The sequence below is a fragment of the Legionella sp. PC997 genome, assembly GCF_014109825.1.
In the GTDB taxonomy this organism is placed as follows: domain Bacteria; phylum Pseudomonadota; class Gammaproteobacteria; order Legionellales; family Legionellaceae; genus Legionella.
Genome location: NZ_CP059576.1, coordinates 1,841,701 through 1,859,664, shown reverse-complemented (window position 1 = coordinate 1,859,664; position 17,964 = coordinate 1,841,701). Strand labels below are relative to the sequence as shown.

Genomic DNA, 17,964 nt, shown 5'->3' with positions numbered 1-17,964 from the left:
ACTGCTACTCCACGAAAATCACAAATGGGCAAAATAGAGCCCTTTTGTATGATCATAACACAATAATTGGGGTTTGTCATCCCAATCGCTCAACACGTAACGTACTAGTTTTTGCGAATTTTTTTGATAAGATGAGATGCCTGGTTTATGAGTATGACCATGGATTAATTGTTTCACTTGATAGTAAGACATATGATCAACCACTACTTCAGCCACTACATCCATTTCCTCTAGAGATTTGTTCTGATTCATTTCACTATGATAACGTACTTGATTTACTAATTTCTTCCGATACTTCAATGGGAAACTTAAAAATAAGGTAGAAAAGATTTTGTTTCGTGTTATAAAACGAAAACGCTGGTGAGCCTTATCTTTGGTACAATATCGATCACCGTGTACCAGAAGTACTTTGTCTTGGCCCAATTGGATCACTGTAGGCTCAGGTAAAATTGTCCATCCCGCCATTTTGGCAAAGTTTTTTCCTAATAGAAAGTCACGATTGCCATGCATATAGAACACATTAATTTCTTGTTTTTTTAGGGCATATAACTGACTAGCAATCGCTCTGCTCCAATCATCGACAGTATCATCCCCTGCCCATGCATGAAAAAAATCACCTAGGATATAAATATTTTTGACTGAATCACAAGCCCATTCGAGAAATTGCTTAAAACGCTCCTGAATGGCCTGATTTTCAGGATGTAAATGAAGATCCGAAATAAAAACAGCTTCTATCATAAGGGCTCTATATGTATATGCTCATCCAATAAATAAATTTGACAAGGTCCACTGTAAGGTTCGATTGCATCACTTAAACGATAAAAACCAGCAATCGATACTAATTCTGCCTCCAGGGAGTGACAGAAAATCCGGGCCTCTTTATCACCTGAAATTCCAGCTAAAGCTCTTCCTCTTAAAGCTCCATATACATGAATACATCCATCAGCTAATAATTCAGCCCCATGACTTACTGAAGAAGTCACTACAAGATCAGCTCCTTTTGCTACAACTTGCTGCCCAGAGCGAACAGGAGTAGTAATTAATTTTGATTTTGTTAATTCATGATGATTATTTTCAATGGGTCGCTCAATAATAGGTTTATCTTGGGTTGAAGAAGCATGTAATACAGCTAATCCATGGCATTGGGCTAGGGTGTTATGTAATATACTCCCTCCTTGAATGGCAACAGGGATCATGCCATGGGAACGAGCAAGCTCCAGTAAAGCCTGTAAATCAAATTCTAATTGTTGTACTGAGGATAAATCAAACACAACAGGTGTATGCTCAAATAATTTAGGAGCTTTGGCGATAGTATCCTCAAGCTGATGCGAAAAAGCCTCAGGATTCGTATTGAGTACTTGTAATACAGTAAATGTATAAAGACGACCTTTTAATTTAAATGCTTGAGTTTGTGTTGTATTTTCACTCATGAGTATGATATCCATAATGAATATTTTTGTTTATACTAACATGTGAAAACCAATAACAGAAGGATATTAAGGTGGATAAACGGTGGTTTGAACAATATCAGAAAGGAGTTCCCCATGAAATTGACTCAAGTCAATATTCTTCCCTAGTAGATTTGTTTAAAGAATCCTGCACACGTTATGCTAAAAAAACTTCATATAGCAATATGGGAAGTAGTATAACTTTTGGTGAACTGGATGAGTTAAGTCGAGATTTTGCTGCCTATCTTCAACAGCTTAAGCTGGATAAAGGAACTCGAATAGCAATTATGCTTCCTAATGTTCTTCAATACCCAATAGCTCTATTTGGCATCCTTCGCGCAGGTTACGTTGTTGTGAATACAAATCCACTTTACACCACTGACGAGCTTATTCATCAAATGAATGACTCTGGAGCTGAAGTGATCGTTGTACTAGCCAACTTTGCAAAAACTGTAGAAAAGGCATTAAATTCAATTCCTACATTAAAACATGTGATTGTCACCGAAATAGCTGATCTTTTTCCTACCCCCAAACGACTTATTGTTAACTCTATAATTAAATATATAAAAAAAATGGTACCGGCTTATAGTATCCCTCATGCAGTTGCCTTTAACTATGCATTACTTGAAGGAAAACAAGCACCTTTACACCATGTAGAGTTAAATCATGATGATATTGCATTTTTGCAATATACGGGAGGTACGACAGGGGTTGCAAAAGGTGCCATTTTAACTCATGGGAATATGATCTCTAATGTCTTGCAAGCCGATGCATGGATTAAGCCGGTCATAGGTGCAGATGGCAATGATATTATTGTTACAGCGATACCTCTCTACCATGTCTTTTCTCTCACCGCTAATTGTTTGACCTTTTTAAAACAAGGGGCAAAAAATGTACTAATTACGAACCCTCGTGACATGGGACATTTTATTAAAGAAATCAAAAAAGTGGGTTTTACAGCAATTACAGGCGTAAATACCCTGTTTAATGGCTTATTAAACCATCCTAAATTTAAGGAGGTTGATTTTAGTAAACTAAAAATCTCACTTGCAGGAGGTATGGCTTTACAAAAAAGTGTGGCCCTTAAATGGCGTGAGGTCACCAAAACACCGGTATTGGAAGCTTATGGATTAACTGAAACCAGTCCTGCTGCCATCATGAATCCAATGAATCTGACCGAATATAGCGGAAGTATTGGCGTACCCATTCCTTCTACTGATGTCATCATTCTTGATGATCAAGAGCATGAAGTACCAATCGGGACCAGTGGAGAAATATGCATTAAAGGACCGCAAGTAACCCCAGGATACTGGAAGCGACCTGATGAGACTGCTCTAGTGTTTACTAAAAATGGCTATTTAAAAACAGGCGACATTGGTAAAATGGATGAAGAAGGATTCATCTATTTAGTTGATCGAAAAAAAGATATGTTACTCGTATCAGGATTCAATGTTTATCCTAATGAGGTGGAGCAAGTAATAGCAATGCATCCTGGTGTGTTAGAAGTAGGTGTAGTTGGTGTTTCTGATATAGAATCTGGCGAACGAGTTAAAGCATGTGTGGTAAAAAAAGATCCTGAGTTAACCGAAGAACAAGTTATTGCTTATTGCCGAGAACATCTAACTGCTTACAAAGTTCCCAAGATAGTCGAATTCTACGATGAACTCCCCAAAACAAATGTAGGAAAAATTCTTCGTCGAGCACTAAAAGAAAAGAATGCTTCCTCTCCCAGTCATCCCGAGAAAAAACCAGCTGTTGCTATATAAAGAACTGAACGAAGCTTCGTCTTATGACGATATTGCCCTCCCCGCGGCTTGTCCACGGGGTTCAGTGTTATAGTATTTTCTCAAGCTAGTACTTTTATTTTACTAATTGTCTCATTATGAGAGCTGTTGCACCCCACACCCAGTCTTTGTTCGCAGTAAATTCACAAGTAACATAACGACGACCGCCACGTTCAATCCTAAAGTCTCTATAATTTTTAACATCTTGTACTAATGTCATGGGTATCGATATTAAACGAACAACTTCATGAACATTTAATTGGTAGGGTTGAACCGATTCGATGCTCGCAAACCAAGGATGAATAATACTTCCTAATAGAGTTTTTTGGATATTTAACTCCTTGATTAGGGTTATGCGGTCTTGGGTAATACCTAACTCTTCATACAATTCTCTAAGCGCAGTAACGTAATAATTCTCATCTCCTTCTTCCCATGTACCACCTGGAAAACAAATTTCTCCTGGGTGGGTGCGCAATTGATCGCTACGTTGCGTCAAAATTAAGGAATCGGATAATTGTTCATATAAGACAACTACTGCCGAGTGCACTAGTTTTTTCCCTTCAAAATCATTTAAGTCCATTAATAACCGCTGCTATTTTAATATAGCATTCACGATATTCATCTTCACAGTTTGAGTCAATAACTATTCCACCACCCGCAGCTAAATGCAAAATATTATCTTTAGCAGTCAATGTCCGAATAGCGATATTCGTGTCAAATCGCCCATGCCGTGAAAAATAGCCTATAGACCCGCAATAAATTCCTCGGGAAAAAGACTCATGTTCATCAATAATTCGCATGGATTCAATTTTGGGTGCCCCGGTAATGGAACCACCCGGAAAACAGGACAAAAATGCTTCAAATGGCGAAATAGACGACAAACATCGAGCTTCGATTGTACTTACTAAATGATGAACTGAATTATAGCTTTGTACTTCGCATAAAGAAGTAACGTGTACCGACCCAGGTTGTGCAATTTTACCGAGATCATTTCTCAATAGATCAACTATCATTACATTCTCGGCGCGATTTTTTTCACAAGATGTTAATTTATTTTTTAACCACCCATCTTCAACTTCATTTTCGGATCGTGCGATAGTTCCTTTAATAGGCGATGTAACTAATTTACCTGCGTCATAAAAAAGAAACCGCTCCGGGGAAAAACTTAAAATATCAGCATCAGCAGTTCTCAAAAATGCAGCAAAAGGTACGGGGTTTTTCTTACAGATTTTTTTATAAAAATCCCAATTATTTCCCTCATAGGCAGCATGAAAGGGTTGAGTAAGATTGACCTGATAACATCTCCCCTCCTTCAAAAATTGATAAATAGAAGAGAATGCATGGACGTAATCTTTTTTGCTCATCAAAGAAGTAAAATCACTTTTAATCTGTGCATCACAAGGGTGTTTGGTAGCCGCATTCCAAAGTTCTAAGATCTCATCAACTATCCTAGGAGTTGTTTGAAGTGTATTTGCTGCAAATAATGTTATGCTTTTTTGATGGTGGTCGACAATGATTGCCCAATCATATAACCCAAAGTTCAATAAGGGGATGTTGTCTAATGTAGGTTGCCTACTAGAATCTATCCCTAATAACTTTGCGCCAAGATCATAAGAAACATAGCCCAGAGCACCACCTTGAAAAGGAAGATCTGCTACAGACGGTATTGGCGATAAGATTTGAGTAATTTTCTTTAGTAAATTTGGTAAATTATGGGAGTTTTGTTCGATTTGAATAAAATCATAAGGATAAGCACTGATAATATCATAACGCCCATGAAAGCGATCGGTACTTTCAAGAAGAACAAAACCAGGTAAATGATGTAATTTTTGATAATACTCATGCAGTGAATCATGATAATCCAATGAATGTAATGAAAATTGATTCAAAATATTCCTCTAAGGTAAATATTATAATAGGTACTTTTGATGTAGCCTGAATTAAGTAAAATACAGCCTAGGATCTCTTACCGACATCCCGAGTACCACGATGCAGATCCCTGCCCTACAATCGGGATGACGAGGGTTCCGCTACGCTTCACTTAGGCTATAAGTTTCTTACTTTATTCTCTGGTTTTTGAATTAATTTGTGAGTATGCTATGCAAACGCTTTATTGACAAGGAGCCTTATATGTCAACAGTTGCACAATTTAATATTACATATACTCAGTTTTTAAATGAACATGGAAAATTGGTTGGTCAATTACCCCCTTTTGCCCATGATCATTCTGCGCTCAAAGAACTTTATAAAATCATGGTCCTTACTCGGACATTTGATAAAAAAGCAATTGCTTTGCAACGAACAGGTAAAATGGGAACTTATGCTCCTATTAATGGACAAGAAGCAATTTCAGCGGCTATTGGCCATGCCATGCGTCCTGAAGATGTATTTGTACCTTATTATCGAGATTACGCTGCCCAACTTCAACGCGGTGTAAAAATGTCTGAAATCTTGGCCTTCTGGGGTGGCGATGAGCGTGGTAGTCAGTTTTCATCGAACTCAGAAGACTTACCTATATGTGTGCCCATTGCCTCTCAGTGTTTACATGCAGCAGGCGTAGCATTCGCATTCCAATACAGAAACCAGCCACGGGTTGCTGTGGTATGCCTTGGCGAAGGTGGTACCTCAGAAGGTGATTTCTACGAAGCGATGAATGTTGCAGGAACTTGGAAATTACCTGTTGTTTTTGTAGTGAATAACAATCAATGGGCAATCTCGGTTCCTAGGGATCAACAGACGGGTACACAAACTATAGCTCAGAAAGCCATCGCAGCTGGTTTTACCGGCATACAGATTGATGGAAATGACATTTTAGCAACACGACAGATTATTGGCGATGCGATTGAAAAGGCACGCCGTGGTGAAGGACCGACTTTAATTGAAGCCTTATCTTACCGGTTATCGGATCACACCACTGCTGATGATGCAACTCGCTACCAGCCCTGTCAGGAAGTTGAGAAGGCAAAACCCAAAGAACCTATCTCACGATTTAAAGAGTTTCTTACAGAACAAAAGATCTGGAATGCACAAGATGAAGAAAATTTAGTAATCCATTGTTCTAAAGAGGTTGAAAAAGCCGTTAATGAATATTTAAGTATGGAGCCACAACCGATTAGTAGCATTTTTGATTATCATTATGCTGAACTACCTGATTATTTAGTGGAGCAACGTGCAACAGCTATGGAGGAAGCAACTCATGCCTGATATTACATTGATCGAGGCAGTAACTCAGGCTTTGGCTTACGAGTTAGCTCATGATGAAAATGTTGTGGTTTTTGGAGAAGATGTCGGTAAAAATGGCGGGGTTTTCCGTGCCACAGTAGGATTACAAGAACGATTCGGTGAAAAAAGAGTTTTTGATACTCCGCTAGCAGAATCAATGATTGCTGGATTAGCGATTGGTATGTCAATTCAGGGTCTGAAACCAGTGGCTGAATTCCAATTTATGGGATTTATCTATCCAGCAATGAACCAAATTATTTCTCACGCTGCTCGTATGCGTAATCGAACTCGTGGACGTCTTCACTGCCCACTCGTTTTTCGCGCTCCTTTTGGTGGGGGCATCCGAGCTCCTGAACATCATTCAGAGAGCACCGAAGCATTATTTGCGCACATACCCGGTTTACAAGTAGTGATCCCTTCCTCTCCACGCCGAGCATATGGTTTGCTTTTAGCGGCTTTGCGTAATCCAGATCCAGTTATTTTTCTTGAGCCAAAGCGAATTTATCGTTTGGTCAAACAACCTGTTGAAGATAATGGTGAAGCTCTTCCTCTAGGAAAATGTTTTACTTTGCAACAAGGTGAAGATGTCACTTTAGTAAGTTGGGGTGCTAGTATTCACGAAACACAACAAGCAGCAAAACAATTGAGCGACGAAGGAATTTCATGCGAAGTGATTGATGTAGCAACAATTAAACCACTAGATATCGAGACGATTCTAGCCTCAGTAGAAAAAACGGGACGTTGTGTGATCGTTCATGAGGGAGCAAAAACTTGTGGAGTGGGTGCCGAAATTTCAGCACAGATTATGGAAAATTCAATGACTGATTTAATGGCTCCAGTTCAACGGGTCACTGGATATGATACAGTAATGCCGTATTTTCAATTGGAAAAACAATACATACCCAGTATTGCACGTATTAAAAACAGCGTTATGAGCATAATGGAGTAATAATGAATATATTCAATCTACCTGATTTGGGTGAAGGTCTACCGGATGCTGAGATTCATGAATGGTTTGTCAAAGAAGGTGATAAAGTTGTAGCAGATCAACCTTTGGTTTCTATGGAAACTGCAAAAGCTGTAGTGGACGTCCCCTGTCCTCAGTCTGGAACTATTAGCAAATTGTACGGTAAACCTGGAGATGTAATTAAAACAGGTGAACCTTTGGTAGCTTTTGAATCGACAAGTGCCAAAGCTGCAGATAAAGGAACAGTTGTCGGTAATTTAGAAGAAAGTAGCGAAGTGTTTGAAGATAACTTTACAATTGGTACCCAACACACTACAAGAAATCGTATTAAGACAACTCCTGCTGTTAAAATACTTGCTAAAAAACTTGGTGTTGATTTATCTACAGTTAAAGGTTCCGGTGAATTTGGTGTCATTACTCGCGCTGATGTTCAAGCCCAAGCAGATAAGAATTCACAAGTTCCCGCAGGTTTTGAACCTCTCCGAGGGGTCAGACGCGCTATGCTGAATAGTATGGTTCAATCTCACACCGAAGTGGTTCCGGTAAGTATCTTTGATGAGGCCGATATTAGTGCTTGGAAGCCTGGTACTGATATTACAGTTCGCCTAGTTCGCGCAATGACTTATGCAGCGAGCAAAGAACCAGCTTTAAACGCATGGTTTGATACTAAGCATAGTGCCCGCCAATGTTTTGAGCAGGTACATCTAGGCTTAGCTATGGATAATGAAGAGGGTTTGTTTGTACCTGTGATCCATGATGCAGCAAAACATTCCGATGCTGAGCTTCGTAATATGATTAATGATTTTAAAAAATCGGTAAGTACTCGAGAAATCACTGCAGATAAATTAAAAGGTGCAACGATAACTCTTTCTAATTTTGGAAAGTTTGCTGGTCGTTTTGCAAGTCCTATTATTGTTCCACCAATGGTGGCCATTTTAGCCGTAGGTAGGCTCTACCAAGGGGCTGTTGTAAACAAAGGTCTTATCGAATCACATAATATACTTCCACTATCCTTAAGTTTTGACCATAGAGCAGTTACTGGAGGCGAAGCAACACGTTTCCTAGGTGCAGTGATGGAATCGTTACAAAAGGAATAAAATTGAAAATCCTCTCCCGAAGGGAGAGGATTAGTATTACTGTTCCATTTTTTCTTGCATTTTACTTTTAATTTTCTCAGCTATTTTTACTTTACATTGTTGCAATTGTTCTGGACTAAAATTGGTATTTGGTAATTGTTTTTTACCCATAGCGACAGGTAACACACAGTCTTTAACTAATTCTTTACCTGCATTTTCTCCTCCCTTATAGTAACCATTTTGCATACAGGAAATTGCAATGGCTTTACAAGGTCCTGTCCAACCGTATAAAGAAACACTCATCAAAAAGCCAAGTATACTAATCTGTGCAAATAATTTATTCATTTCTGTAATTCCTTTTGTTGAGAATTAAATCCTATATAAACAATTGCCTCTAAAATATAGCATAGTATTTATATTTTGCTTTCTTTCATTTATTTTGCCAGTTTATATGCACATTGAGAGAGGCTTTTAACGCCCTCATTCCTTTTGGTAATCTATACTAAATAAATATGCATACTAACTTCATTGTAAATACAAATGAAAACTGCAGTAATTTGGTCAAACGTAGAATATCTCGATATTCCTTTCGGGCACTTGTACCAACTTGATAAAGTAGGTATTTCAAATGTGATTATTTTACTTAACAATGAAGAGTTTAAGAAGGCACACGAAACCGAATTTGTGATATTTGATGATACTGAAGCTCAAACAATTATAGAGCATTATCAATCCCAAAGTAACCGACTAAATATTGAGGTTATAAACACAGGAACGGCAAATACAGAAGAAGAAAAGCTTGATTTTTACTTGAAGAAACATTCAGAAGAGCATTATGAACTCCATCTTTATCTTTATAAGGAAACCATACCTTGGGTAAGTGAAGAATTAAGTGCTAAACGATTAATAATAGACACCACTAAATATCCAATTATTCCCTTCTTTACAAGAAATACTCGAAGACAGCTACCTTTATTTGATGCCCCTTGTTCATCAGAACAAGCAGTGAAACTTTTGCAAAACAATTTAGCTCCATGTCTATGTTACAAAGTAGATTTATTCGATTTACTGCATTATCAATGGCTGTTTAACATTTTTGTTGAGTTAATCTGTCTTAAAATAAAAATGCATGAGGATAAAAGCGGTGAATTTTCATCTCAATTGAATAAGCTAATTAAGGATTTTAATAAAAATATAGTAGACTTGGAAAAAGCAGAAAGCAACTTTGAAAAAACACACAAAAAAGCGTATACAACACTCGATAAACCCCATGCCGTCACTCGATCGCAGCATGCTAAGAATGTGAAAAGGAAAGAACGGCTTGAGGATAATTTTCCTAAATTAATAGGCAATTTAGTTGAGCTCTATGAACAATTATTACAACGAGAAAATCTAGACGATGTCTCAGATAATCTTGCACAAAAAAATTCTTGAATTGATTTAAATGATTAACATCTAATTTAAAAACGCACCTACATATCTCTGATTCACAGATTCATTTTCAGCAAGTAAAACAGCAATACCGTACTTTCTTTTCGAATAGTACAAAACCTATGTTTGAGCAATCCTATTGAGTAACGCTGCTAACCTGCATCCTGCATATATAGCCTGCTTTTGAACTAATAGCTGAGCATTTTCCTGATATTTATCGCTAGGAGTTTCATTAGGATTGGTTTGATAAACATTTTTTATGGCCAGCTTATGTGACATTTTTGCCCATTTAGCAGGTTTTAGTTCTGTACCAATTATGGAGCAGGGCATTTTTTGTTCCAGGTACTGTGCTGTATTTTTTATTTGAGTCTCATTAAATTGCCCAAGAAAAAATCCAGCTCCATTATCCCAGTACTGATGCAAATTACTACCTACCGGATTTTTTCCTAACAAAAATAAATTGCCGCCTAAATCGCCCTTAGGATGTTGCTGACTGACTCGAGTTATCGCGTGTAGTGGTTGATGAATATCACCTGTTATATGAATTAACATCCGCAATGCTAGCTTTTTATCGGATGGATTTGTTTTTTTAGAGGTAAGTACAGAGGATGCTTGTTTAATTGCCTTAATTGCATTAGTACTTTCAACTGGAGGTAAGCGAGTTCCATCAATTGAATAAGGGATATCGATATAATGCATTACATCATACCAATATACTTCCCTCCATCTAATTTCATCCATCCAGGTTGAAGCGCTAACAAAACTTGAATTGGGTGTATTATGAGTGCGCGAACGAAGATATTTATAGCACATGTCTTTCGCTTTGGGTGATAAATTATCGTATGCAATTTGTGCCACTACCTTGTGGCCTGCCGCATTCCAAGCATAGCTATTTAAAGCCCCAACACACAAAACAAGTACATAAATAATCCGTGACATAATTAGCCCAAATAGGGAGACCACGCAGGCTCTTGTACATCTCCTTCACGTGCGGGGAGTCTCATTCTTATTCTACCGTCCAGAGAAACGATACCCAATACACCTTTATCTTGATTATGGGTCGCATAAAGAATTAAACGACCATTAGGTGCAACAGATGGGGACTCATCACGGCCAGAAAAAGTTAGGCTGGCAATTGGTCCACCGCTTGCACTTTGTAATCCTATGTTAAATTGCTTGTCGTCGCGATGCAACATCACAATATTTTTCATATCTGGGGTATAAGAAGCTCGAGCATTATAGTTGCCTTCAAAGGTTACTCGACTTACTTGGCCATTAGCTAAAGATAAACGATATATTTGTGGCGACCCCCCTCGACCTGAAGTAAATAATAAGCTTTTACCATCGGGAGCATAACGTGGCTCAGTATCAATAGCATCGCCAAAGGTCAATTGCTTCATATTTCCGGTATTGATATCTATACTATACACTTTTGGTGTTCCGCTTTTAGACAATACAACAGCCAATTCCCTTCCATCAGGAGACCACGCGGGTGCCCCGTTAATACCCGGGAAACTGGTAATCAAGCGTCGTTGACCTGTCTCAACTGAAACAGTAAATATCTGTGCTCTTTTTTTCTCAAACGAAACATAAGAAATAGTTTTACCATCCGGAGCCCATGCGGGGGACATAATAGGTTCGGATGAAATCAATAAGCTTTGTGGATTATATCCATCCGCATCCGCAACTTCGAGTGAATAACGAGTACTTTTCGGTGTTCTTTGGACCGAAATATAAGCGATACGAGTAGAGAAAATACCCCTCTCCCCTGTTAACTTTTGATATACTTCATCGCTGATATGATGTGCTAAGTGTCTAATTTGATTCGCGCCAATCTGATACGTTTTTGTTAATAGAGTAGCTCCATTAGCCACGGCATCAGTTAAAGTGAAGCTTACTTCATAATGGTTTCCTACTTGATTAACCCGTCCCGTAACAACACTGTCAGCTCCGAGTTGTTTCAACGTGCTTACAGATGATTGTGCGTTGGCACCTTGGGGCCCGGAAACAATTCGAAATTGTCCTGATAAATTTAAATCATTTTCAATAATTTGTCCGATTTCTTGAGCCGTATTATTTGAACCAAAAGAATTGATTGCTATAGGTAAAGCTGAATTAATCCCTTGGGTTAACTCTAAATCAAGAGCAAAAATTTGCTGCGTAAAAAGTATTAAAAAAAGTGTAATAAGTCGGTTAATCACGAGTTTTACCCCCTCACTTGTTCTGGTCGAACGGTTAAACTTATATCGCGAAACAGGTTGAATGTTTCTGCATCTGCGGGCACAGGTAGTGGTGATGCTTTATAAATAGCCGTTTGTGCTGAACGATCAAGCAATGGATCACCGCTACTACGGGTTAAAGTAACTTCCAATACCATTCCATCGGGAGCAAGCCGTATCCTGAATTGACTCGATAAACTGCTGTCAACATTTTCAGGCAATATCCAGTTTCTACCAATGGCATTTACAATAAGTGCTTTATATTTATCAACTTCCCCAGCAATACGTGCCTGTGCCTCGGCATTTTTTGCTGCTTGTGCTTGTTTCGCTGCAGCTGCGGCTTCAGCTTGTTTTTTCCTTTCCATTTCTGCTTTTGCAAGATCTGCTTTTTCTTTTTGAACTTGTTCTTCTTTTAATTTTTCAGCTTGCTCTTTTTCTACCATTTTTTTCTTATTCAAATCAGCAAGCTTCTTAGCTTCAAGTTTCTGTTGCTTTACCAACTCTTCCTTTTGCTTTTTTAAATCTTCAATGCGCTTTGCTTCCAATGCTTTTTGCTCTTCGAGTTTCTTTAAACGCTTTTTTTCTTCTTCTGCTTGTTTTTTACGTGCAATAGCTATCCTATTCGCTTCTTCTTTAAGTCGAGCAAGTTGTTGTTGCTCTTTTATCCTTTGCTGTTTTGCCACTTCAGCCTGACGCTTGAGTTCATTTTGTCGATTAATTTCGGCCTTTTTTTGTTGCTCCCGTTCCTGTTTCAAGCGATTTACAGTCTCCATAACTTGTTTGTTATCGACACTCACTGCTTTCACTATTTCGGGTTGTGGTGTAACAGCAATTGGTTGCTCTACTCCTGGCGTATTCTTGGTTTCCGCCGTTAAAACAGGTCGTTGGCTTGAACTATCGGTCAAAAGCATGGCCACTAAAAAAAGATGCAAGCCAATTGCAGCAAAAAAAGGTTTACGATAACTTGGATTGCTTATCATGCTAGGCCCTCTGATTTTTCTTGCTCGGAATCAGTTAACAACCCTACCTGTTCTGCCCCTGCTTGCTTCAGTAAAGCCATTGCTTGAACCACCTTACCGTATGCGACGCCCTGGTCTCCTTTAACTAAAACATTAAGCTTCTGGCCTGACTGCTTTGCTAATTCCAACTCTGCAGCAACACGAACCACTAAAGCTTGAGACTCTATAGGCTCCGCGGGTGTGCTGCTGATATTAAGAAAATACGCCCCTTGTTGATTTACTGAAACAATAATAGGTTCTCTATCTGTAGGTGATAGGGTCTGGCTTGCTGCTTTAGGTAAGTCTACAGTTACTCCCTGACTCAGCATTGGTGCTGTGATCATAAAAATAACAAGTAAAACCAACATAACATCGATATAGGGTACGACATTAATTTCTGATATGGGACGCTCACGTTTGGTTTTTGGTCTGATCATTTCAAATTTTACCCTCTTACAGTATCACTGTTTTGTTGTTCTATAAGCGATATTAATTCTTCCTGAAATAAGTCAAATCGATTTAATAAATCATTAGCACGAGTAGTATATCGGTTATATGCAATAACTGCCGGTATTGCTGTGAACAAACCTAAAGCTGTTGCTACTAATGCTTCAGAAATACCTGGAGCGACCATAGCAATGGTGGCTTGTTGAGCATGACCCAATGCCTGAAAGGAGGTCATTATACCCCAAACAGTACCAAATAATCCTACATAAGGGGCTATAGAACCCACGGAAGCAAAAAATGGTAAATGTTTTTCCAGCTTTTCAGCTTCCTTAGCATGAGTTATTTGCATGACCCGCTGAATGGGTTCAATAATTACATTACCTAGTTTTCTAGCACGTACAAATTCTTTAAAGCCCGCATGAAAAATAGCAGCCATGCCATCTCGCTCTTCTGAATTACTATCGATATCGGCATAAAGTCTGCTTAAATCACCGCTATCCCAAAATCTCTGATTAAAGGAATCAGTGAGCTGTTTTTTGCGATTGAAAAACCAGGCGCGTTGAAATATTAATGTCCATGAAGTAATGGAAGCAGCAGCGAGTAACATCATGACTGATTTAACAACTAGACCTGCTTGCATAAAGTACATTAATACGTTTGCTTGATTACCCATTTATATTATCTCCAGTACCAAGATCTTATTTCTATGAATCATCATCGATTATATTTTTATTTACAAGCCGATAACGAAAACCATTCTTTATTCATTTTGGAAATCGCTTTGGCTTCAAATTGCTATCGACACATACCACTTGAATTTTAGCTTCACAAACAATTTTGCCCTGCTGATTTTGCATGCTCTGATCAAATAAAAAACTGCAAGCTCCTAATTGTTGAACTTGAGTTTTAACTGTTAGCAAATCATCTAAACGAGCGGGTGCTTTATAACGAATATGTGCATCATATATCGCAAAAAGAGTATCCTTCTTCATTAAATCAGAGAGAATTAAATTACTTTGCCTTAACATTTCTGTTCGGGCCCGCTCAAAATAACAAAGATAGTTCGCATGATAAACAATTCCCATATAATCTACGTCTTCAGCGTAAACTCGATAGGAATGTTGATGCACAATTGTAGCATCCATTTGATCAATCCTGTTCCACTATGTTTAAACCAAAATGCTGGTAAGCTCTTGTTGTGGCTATTCTACCTCTTGGTGTGCGCATAAGGAATCCTTGTTGTATTAAAAATGGCTCCAAAACGTCTTCAATTGTGCCTTTTTCCTCACCGATTGCAGCTGCAATACTATCCACACCTACAGGACCTCCATTAAATTGTTCAATTACTGATAACAATAATTTTCTATCCATGAGATCGAAACCATGTTTGTCTACATCCAACATTTTTAGAGCTTTTTGTGCAATATCAATGTTAATAATACCGCCACCTTTAACTTCCGCATAATCCCTGACACGTCGTAATAATCGATTTGCAATCCGTGGTGTGCCTCGTGAGCGTAATGCAATTTCTCTCGCTCCTTCGGGTTTAGTTTTTACATTTAGTAATTGTGCTGACCGGGTAACAATTTGTGTTAAAGAATCAACAGAATAATATTCCAGACGCTGTACAATACCAAATCGATCTCGGAGAGGAGAAGTAAGTAATCCTGCTCGCGTCGTTGCTCCGATCAAGGTAAAAGGTGGTAATTCCAGTTTTATAGAACGTGCAGCAGGCCCCTCACCAATCATGATATCTAGTTTATAGTCTTCCATTGCTGGATAGAGTATTTCTTCTATTACAGGACTAAGCCTATGAATTTCATCAATGAAGAGCACATCATTTGCTTGCAGGTTAGTAAGTATTGCCGCAATGTCACCGGCTCGTTCAATCACAGGCCCCGATGTTTGACGTAAATTCACACCCATTTCGTGGGCAATGATATTGGCTAAAGTGGTTTTACCAAGACCAGGGGGACCAAAGATTAACACATGATCCAAAGCATCCTTTCGCTTTCTAGCTGCATCAATAAAAATTTGCATCTGCGAACTTACAGCATCTTGCCCGATATACTCACGGAGACTTAAAGGTCTAATGGCACGATCAATGGCCTCTTCCGAGGCAGTACTTTGAGTACTGATTAAGCGGTCACTTTCCAGCATAAAGTTCTTTTAAGAGTTTAATAGAATGTAGCATTTTATCATATGTTTTTTGAATAGCAGCTTATTTGTTGAATATATCAGATAAAATCTAAAAATCGATTATCCTTGTCGAATCCTATCTTATCCGAGTCCCGGATAACACTACCTTTATCCGGGCGGCTTTAGTTAATTAAATACAGGATATAAGGTTTCTCTGTTTAGAAGATCATTCGATTCAGATACTTTGGGAGGTAACTCAGAAGTTTGTGGGGACTTAAAAAATGAAATTATATTTTTTTCTCGTTTTAATTCGTCTTCAACAGGACTGTATGATTTAAAATCATCAATACAATTAAAAAAGTTAACTGCACAATAGATTGCAGCCATGCAAGAAATTGATATTACCGCTAAAGCAAAAAAAGGATTAACTGCTACCAATGGCGGCGCCATAAGAACACAATAAGAAAAAAAAGAACCTGCTAGCAAAGCCCAACAAAGTAATTCTAATGAGGTGAGAATATTTTCTAAAACAATGTTTGACTTTCTTAAGGAAGTTATTTCATCCAGTTCCTTTAACACGGAATCAGGCTTCAACTTTCCATTTTTTATTCCTTCAAGACCAGCGGCCAGAAGCTCATACATTTCAATATGTTCTTTTTCAGCTTCTTCATCAATCGCGTCAAGATATAATTGGTGATAATAACTCTTAATTGCTTTTAATTGTCTTTCAATTTCTTCATTGAGTGTCACTCCATTAAATAGGTCATCAATTTGTTTATCGCAATCATTTAAACGTTTTCCCAATGAACCAGTCATAATTCATCCCTTAAGTTAATGAAGAAAAATAAAATCGGCTTGATTAGTAAATAATCAGAACGCTTTTATATCATAATTAAAACGACTATTAAAGATGATGCAACTAATTGAAAATACGATTAAAGCTGAGATCCGCTTCCTCGAAAAACTAACCAAATGTCAGATCTAAATTTAGAGTTAACTGCATATTTGAACTGATTAGGTTTGTTTCCTGTAAGGAAGAAACAGCGGGTTTAAAAAATGATACCAAACTTCGCTCCCGTTCATCCTCTTCAAGTAATCGAGTATATGATTTGAAATCGTTAGCACATTCAAAAAAATTATTTATTGATTTTATGATTAGCCCAGTTAAAATGATGGTTAAACATAATCCACAGATAGGGTTGGATACATTGACCGAAGTGGCTCCCAGTAAAAAAACGGGGGTGGAAATAGCCCAAAAAGTCATTTCCAATGCCTTGGCAATATTATAAAAGGCAATACCTAGCTTTCTATTAAATGTGATCTCTTGAATTTTGTGGAATGCTTGTTCTGAAGAAAGTTCACCGTTTTTAACTTTAGAGAGATGATCAACAAATAACTCATAACTTTCTACAATTGCTTTAGAGCGCATAGTTGTTTTATCGAATGAACCTTTATAATACGCATCAACCTCTTTTAATTGTTGAAGAATCCTTGCTTCATGTTCATCCTCTACATAAAACCGTAAAAGTTTATCTCGACAGTTCGCTAAACGTGTTTCCAGAGGATTAGGCATGAAGTTACTCTTTATAGTATTTAGAAAATAACTGATTATAAACGATTCAAAAAGTGGGTTATATCATAATTGTGGAACGAAAAAAATGTTTATAAAACAAATTGATCCATTGATTCCATGATCAATTTTCGAGCTCTAAAAATACGAGATCGTACGGTTCCGATCGGACAATCCATTCTCTTCGCAATGTCTTCATAAGATTTACCATCAAGGATATACATCCCATAACAAAGCCGTAGCTCTTCGGATAAAGTAGAAAGAATCAATTCCAATCGCTCCCCGAACTCAATATTCATTATCAAATATTCGGGAGAGAGCTCTACCCCTGGATAACAACTATCAGCATATTCTGCTTCAAGATCCAAGCGTAGATTGGTAGTTCTATAGTGATTTTTAATTGTATTTTGAGTAATTCGGTACAGCCATGTAGAAAACTGGCTTTTTTCTTTAAAATAATGTAAGTAGCGATAAACTTTAATTAATACTTCTTGTGCCAGATCACTAACATTTGCTCGATCTTGAATATGTAAGTGAATAATTTGTTGTATTTTATTGTTATACCGCGATAACAACAGATTATAAGCTTCCATGTCTCCCTGTCTCGCCAAATTAATCAAGTCCTCATCACTATAAGAAGTTTCTTTACTCATCACTTCCTCA

Annotated in this window: 20 protein-coding genes; 5 read left to right on the top strand and 15 right to left on the bottom strand. The window is 37.9% G+C overall.

From position 1 onward, the window contains the following. Positions 1–18 precede the first annotated feature (18 nt). Both HBNCFIEN_RS07925 and minC read right to left on the bottom strand, forming a co-directional pair. Positions 19–738 carry a UDP-2,3-diacylglucosamine diphosphatase gene (locus HBNCFIEN_RS07925; RefSeq protein WP_182393547.1) on the bottom strand — a complete coding sequence of 240 codons (720 nt, stop codon included), beginning with the start codon at positions 736–738 and terminating at the stop codon, positions 19–21. Next, positions 735–1,430, bottom strand: coding sequence for a septum site-determining protein MinC (minC, locus tag HBNCFIEN_RS07920; protein ID WP_182393546.1), 696 nt, complete (start codon positions 1,428–1,430; stop codon positions 735–737). Before minC ends, HBNCFIEN_RS07925 begins: the two co-directional genes overlap by 4 nt. A gap of 71 nt (positions 1,431–1,501) precedes the next feature. Here minC and HBNCFIEN_RS07915 point away from each other — a divergent pair, with 71 nt between their 5' ends. Further along, positions 1,502–3,214, top strand: a complete 1,713-nt coding sequence (locus HBNCFIEN_RS07915; protein WP_182393545.1) for an AMP-binding protein — start codon at positions 1,502–1,504, stop codon at positions 3,212–3,214. A 94-nt stretch (positions 3,215–3,308) separates the two neighbouring features. On the opposite strand, the gene HBNCFIEN_RS07910 is transcribed toward HBNCFIEN_RS07915, so the two are convergent. Both HBNCFIEN_RS07910 and pabB read right to left on the bottom strand, forming a co-directional pair. Continuing rightward, positions 3,309–3,812: a CoA pyrophosphatase gene (locus tag HBNCFIEN_RS07910; protein ID WP_182393544.1), complete on the bottom strand. Its 504-nt coding sequence runs from the start codon at positions 3,810–3,812 to the stop codon at positions 3,309–3,311. Next, positions 3,799–5,121: an aminodeoxychorismate synthase component I gene (gene pabB, locus HBNCFIEN_RS07905; protein ID WP_182393543.1), complete on the bottom strand. Its 1,323-nt coding sequence runs from the start codon at positions 5,119–5,121 to the stop codon at positions 3,799–3,801. The genes HBNCFIEN_RS07910 and pabB overlap by 14 nt, the downstream gene beginning before the upstream one ends. A 241-nt stretch (positions 5,122–5,362) precedes the next feature. Here pabB and pdhA point away from each other — a divergent pair, with 241 nt between their 5' ends. Genes pdhA through HBNCFIEN_RS07890 form a run of 3 tightly spaced genes read left to right on the top strand, consistent with a single transcriptional unit; the run spans position 5,363 to position 8,518 of the window. Then, entirely contained in the window at positions 5,363–6,436 is a 1,074-nt protein-coding gene (gene pdhA / locus HBNCFIEN_RS07900) for a pyruvate dehydrogenase (acetyl-transferring) E1 component subunit alpha (protein ID WP_182393542.1), read from the top strand. After that, a complete protein-coding gene (locus HBNCFIEN_RS07895; RefSeq protein WP_182393541.1) occupies positions 6,429–7,403 on the top strand; it encodes an alpha-ketoacid dehydrogenase subunit beta in 975 nt (324 codons plus the stop codon). The genes pdhA and HBNCFIEN_RS07895 overlap by 8 nt, the downstream gene beginning before the upstream one ends. Positions 7,404–7,405: 2 nt before the next feature. Further along, the gene (locus HBNCFIEN_RS07890; protein ID WP_182393540.1) at positions 7,406–8,518 is read left to right on the top strand and encodes a dihydrolipoamide acetyltransferase family protein; all 1,113 of its coding nucleotides are present in this window, start codon (positions 7,406–7,408) and stop codon (positions 8,516–8,518) included. A gap of 36 nt (positions 8,519–8,554) precedes the next feature. Here HBNCFIEN_RS07890 and HBNCFIEN_RS07885 read toward each other — a convergent pair whose 3' ends face one another. Beyond that, positions 8,555–8,842 (bottom strand): hypothetical protein, encoded by a 288-nt coding sequence (locus tag HBNCFIEN_RS07885; RefSeq protein WP_182393539.1) that lies wholly within the window; start codon positions 8,840–8,842, stop codon positions 8,555–8,557. Positions 8,843–9,037: 195 nt separating this feature from the next. Between HBNCFIEN_RS07885 and HBNCFIEN_RS07880 the strand changes: the two genes are divergently transcribed. Then, positions 9,038–9,931, top strand: a complete 894-nt coding sequence (locus HBNCFIEN_RS07880; protein WP_182393538.1) for a hypothetical protein — start codon at positions 9,038–9,040, stop codon at positions 9,929–9,931. Positions 9,932–10,048: 117 nt separating this feature from the next. Here HBNCFIEN_RS07880 and HBNCFIEN_RS07875 read toward each other — a convergent pair whose 3' ends face one another. The 10 genes from HBNCFIEN_RS07875 to HBNCFIEN_RS07830 form a co-directional block, all read right to left on the bottom strand. Beyond that, a complete protein-coding gene (locus tag HBNCFIEN_RS07875) occupies positions 10,049–10,867 on the bottom strand; it encodes a S1/P1 nuclease (RefSeq protein ID WP_182393537.1) in 819 nt (272 codons plus the stop codon). A gap of 2 nt (positions 10,868–10,869) precedes the next feature. Beyond that, on the bottom strand, positions 10,870–12,129 hold the full coding sequence (gene tolB, locus HBNCFIEN_RS07870) for a Tol-Pal system beta propeller repeat protein TolB (RefSeq protein WP_182393536.1): 1,260 nt from the start codon (positions 12,127–12,129) through the stop codon (positions 10,870–10,872). Positions 12,130–12,134: 5 nt separating this feature from the next. Further along, positions 12,135–13,127, bottom strand: a complete 993-nt coding sequence (gene tolA / locus HBNCFIEN_RS07865; protein ID WP_182393535.1) for a cell envelope integrity protein TolA — start codon at positions 13,125–13,127, stop codon at positions 12,135–12,137. Further along, the gene (tolR, locus tag HBNCFIEN_RS07860; protein ID WP_182393534.1) at positions 13,124–13,582 is read right to left on the bottom strand and encodes a protein TolR; all 459 of its coding nucleotides are present in this window, start codon (positions 13,580–13,582) and stop codon (positions 13,124–13,126) included. The genes tolA and tolR overlap by 4 nt, the downstream gene beginning before the upstream one ends. An 8-nt stretch (positions 13,583–13,590) precedes the next feature. Beyond that, a complete protein-coding gene (gene tolQ, locus HBNCFIEN_RS07855; protein WP_182393533.1) occupies positions 13,591–14,265 on the bottom strand; it encodes a protein TolQ in 675 nt (224 codons plus the stop codon). A gap of 91 nt (positions 14,266–14,356) precedes the next feature. Beyond that, the gene (locus HBNCFIEN_RS07850; RefSeq protein ID WP_182393532.1) at positions 14,357–14,737 is read right to left on the bottom strand and encodes a YbgC/FadM family acyl-CoA thioesterase; all 381 of its coding nucleotides are present in this window, start codon (positions 14,735–14,737) and stop codon (positions 14,357–14,359) included. Positions 14,738–14,741: 4 nt separating this feature from the next. Next, positions 14,742–15,752, bottom strand: a complete 1,011-nt coding sequence (gene ruvB / locus HBNCFIEN_RS07845; RefSeq protein WP_182393531.1) for a Holliday junction branch migration DNA helicase RuvB — start codon at positions 15,750–15,752, stop codon at positions 14,742–14,744. Between the two features lie 165 nt (positions 15,753–15,917). Beyond that, positions 15,918–16,547, bottom strand: coding sequence for a DUF5638 domain-containing protein (locus HBNCFIEN_RS07840; RefSeq protein WP_182393530.1), 630 nt, complete (start codon positions 16,545–16,547; stop codon positions 15,918–15,920). A 148-nt stretch (positions 16,548–16,695) separates the two neighbouring features. Then, positions 16,696–17,304, bottom strand: coding sequence for a DUF5638 domain-containing protein (locus HBNCFIEN_RS07835; RefSeq protein ID WP_182393529.1), 609 nt, complete (start codon positions 17,302–17,304; stop codon positions 16,696–16,698). Between the two features lie 89 nt (positions 17,305–17,393). Next, positions 17,394–17,954 (bottom strand): sigma-70 family RNA polymerase sigma factor, encoded by a 561-nt coding sequence (locus HBNCFIEN_RS07830; protein ID WP_182393528.1) that lies wholly within the window; start codon positions 17,952–17,954, stop codon positions 17,394–17,396. Positions 17,955–17,964: the final 10 nt, after the last annotated feature.

Bases quoted from the DNA above. Each gene is read 5' to 3' on its own strand.
- HBNCFIEN_RS07830 (WP_182393528.1), bottom strand. From the start codon at position 17,954: ATGAGTAAAGAAACTTCTTATAGTGATGAGGACTTGATTAATTTGGCG.
- pdhA (WP_182393542.1), top strand. From the start codon at position 5,363: ATGTCAACAGTTGCACAATTTAATATTACATATACTCAGTTTTTAAAT.
- minC (WP_182393546.1), bottom strand. From the start codon at position 1,430: ATGAGTGAAAATACAACACAAACTCAAGCATTTAAATTAAAAGGTCGT.
- tolR (WP_182393534.1), bottom strand. From the start codon at position 13,582: ATGATCAGACCAAAAACCAAACGTGAGCGTCCCATATCAGAAATTAAT.
- HBNCFIEN_RS07890 (WP_182393540.1), top strand. From the start codon at position 7,406: ATGAATATATTCAATCTACCTGATTTGGGTGAAGGTCTACCGGATGCT.
- HBNCFIEN_RS07840 (WP_182393530.1), bottom strand. From the start codon at position 16,547: ATGACTGGTTCATTGGGAAAACGTTTAAATGATTGCGATAAACAAATT.
- HBNCFIEN_RS07895 (WP_182393541.1), top strand. From the start codon at position 6,429: ATGCCTGATATTACATTGATCGAGGCAGTAACTCAGGCTTTGGCTTAC.
- ruvB (WP_182393531.1), bottom strand. From the start codon at position 15,752: ATGCTGGAAAGTGACCGCTTAATCAGTACTCAAAGTACTGCCTCGGAA.
- HBNCFIEN_RS07880 (WP_182393538.1), top strand. From the start codon at position 9,038: ATGAAAACTGCAGTAATTTGGTCAAACGTAGAATATCTCGATATTCCT.
- HBNCFIEN_RS07910 (WP_182393544.1), bottom strand. From the start codon at position 3,812: ATGGACTTAAATGATTTTGAAGGGAAAAAACTAGTGCACTCGGCAGTA.
- HBNCFIEN_RS07835 (WP_182393529.1), bottom strand. From the start codon at position 17,304: ATGCCTAATCCTCTGGAAACACGTTTAGCGAACTGTCGAGATAAACTT.
- HBNCFIEN_RS07875 (WP_182393537.1), bottom strand. From the start codon at position 10,867: ATGTCACGGATTATTTATGTACTTGTTTTGTGTGTTGGGGCTTTAAAT.
- HBNCFIEN_RS07885 (WP_182393539.1), bottom strand. From the start codon at position 8,842: ATGAATAAATTATTTGCACAGATTAGTATACTTGGCTTTTTGATGAGT.
- HBNCFIEN_RS07925 (WP_182393547.1), bottom strand. From the start codon at position 738: ATGATAGAAGCTGTTTTTATTTCGGATCTTCATTTACATCCTGAAAAT.
- tolA (WP_182393535.1), bottom strand. From the start codon at position 13,127: ATGATAAGCAATCCAAGTTATCGTAAACCTTTTTTTGCTGCAATTGGC.
- HBNCFIEN_RS07850 (WP_182393532.1), bottom strand. From the start codon at position 14,737: ATGGATGCTACAATTGTGCATCAACATTCCTATCGAGTTTACGCTGAA.
- tolQ (WP_182393533.1), bottom strand. From the start codon at position 14,265: ATGGGTAATCAAGCAAACGTATTAATGTACTTTATGCAAGCAGGTCTA.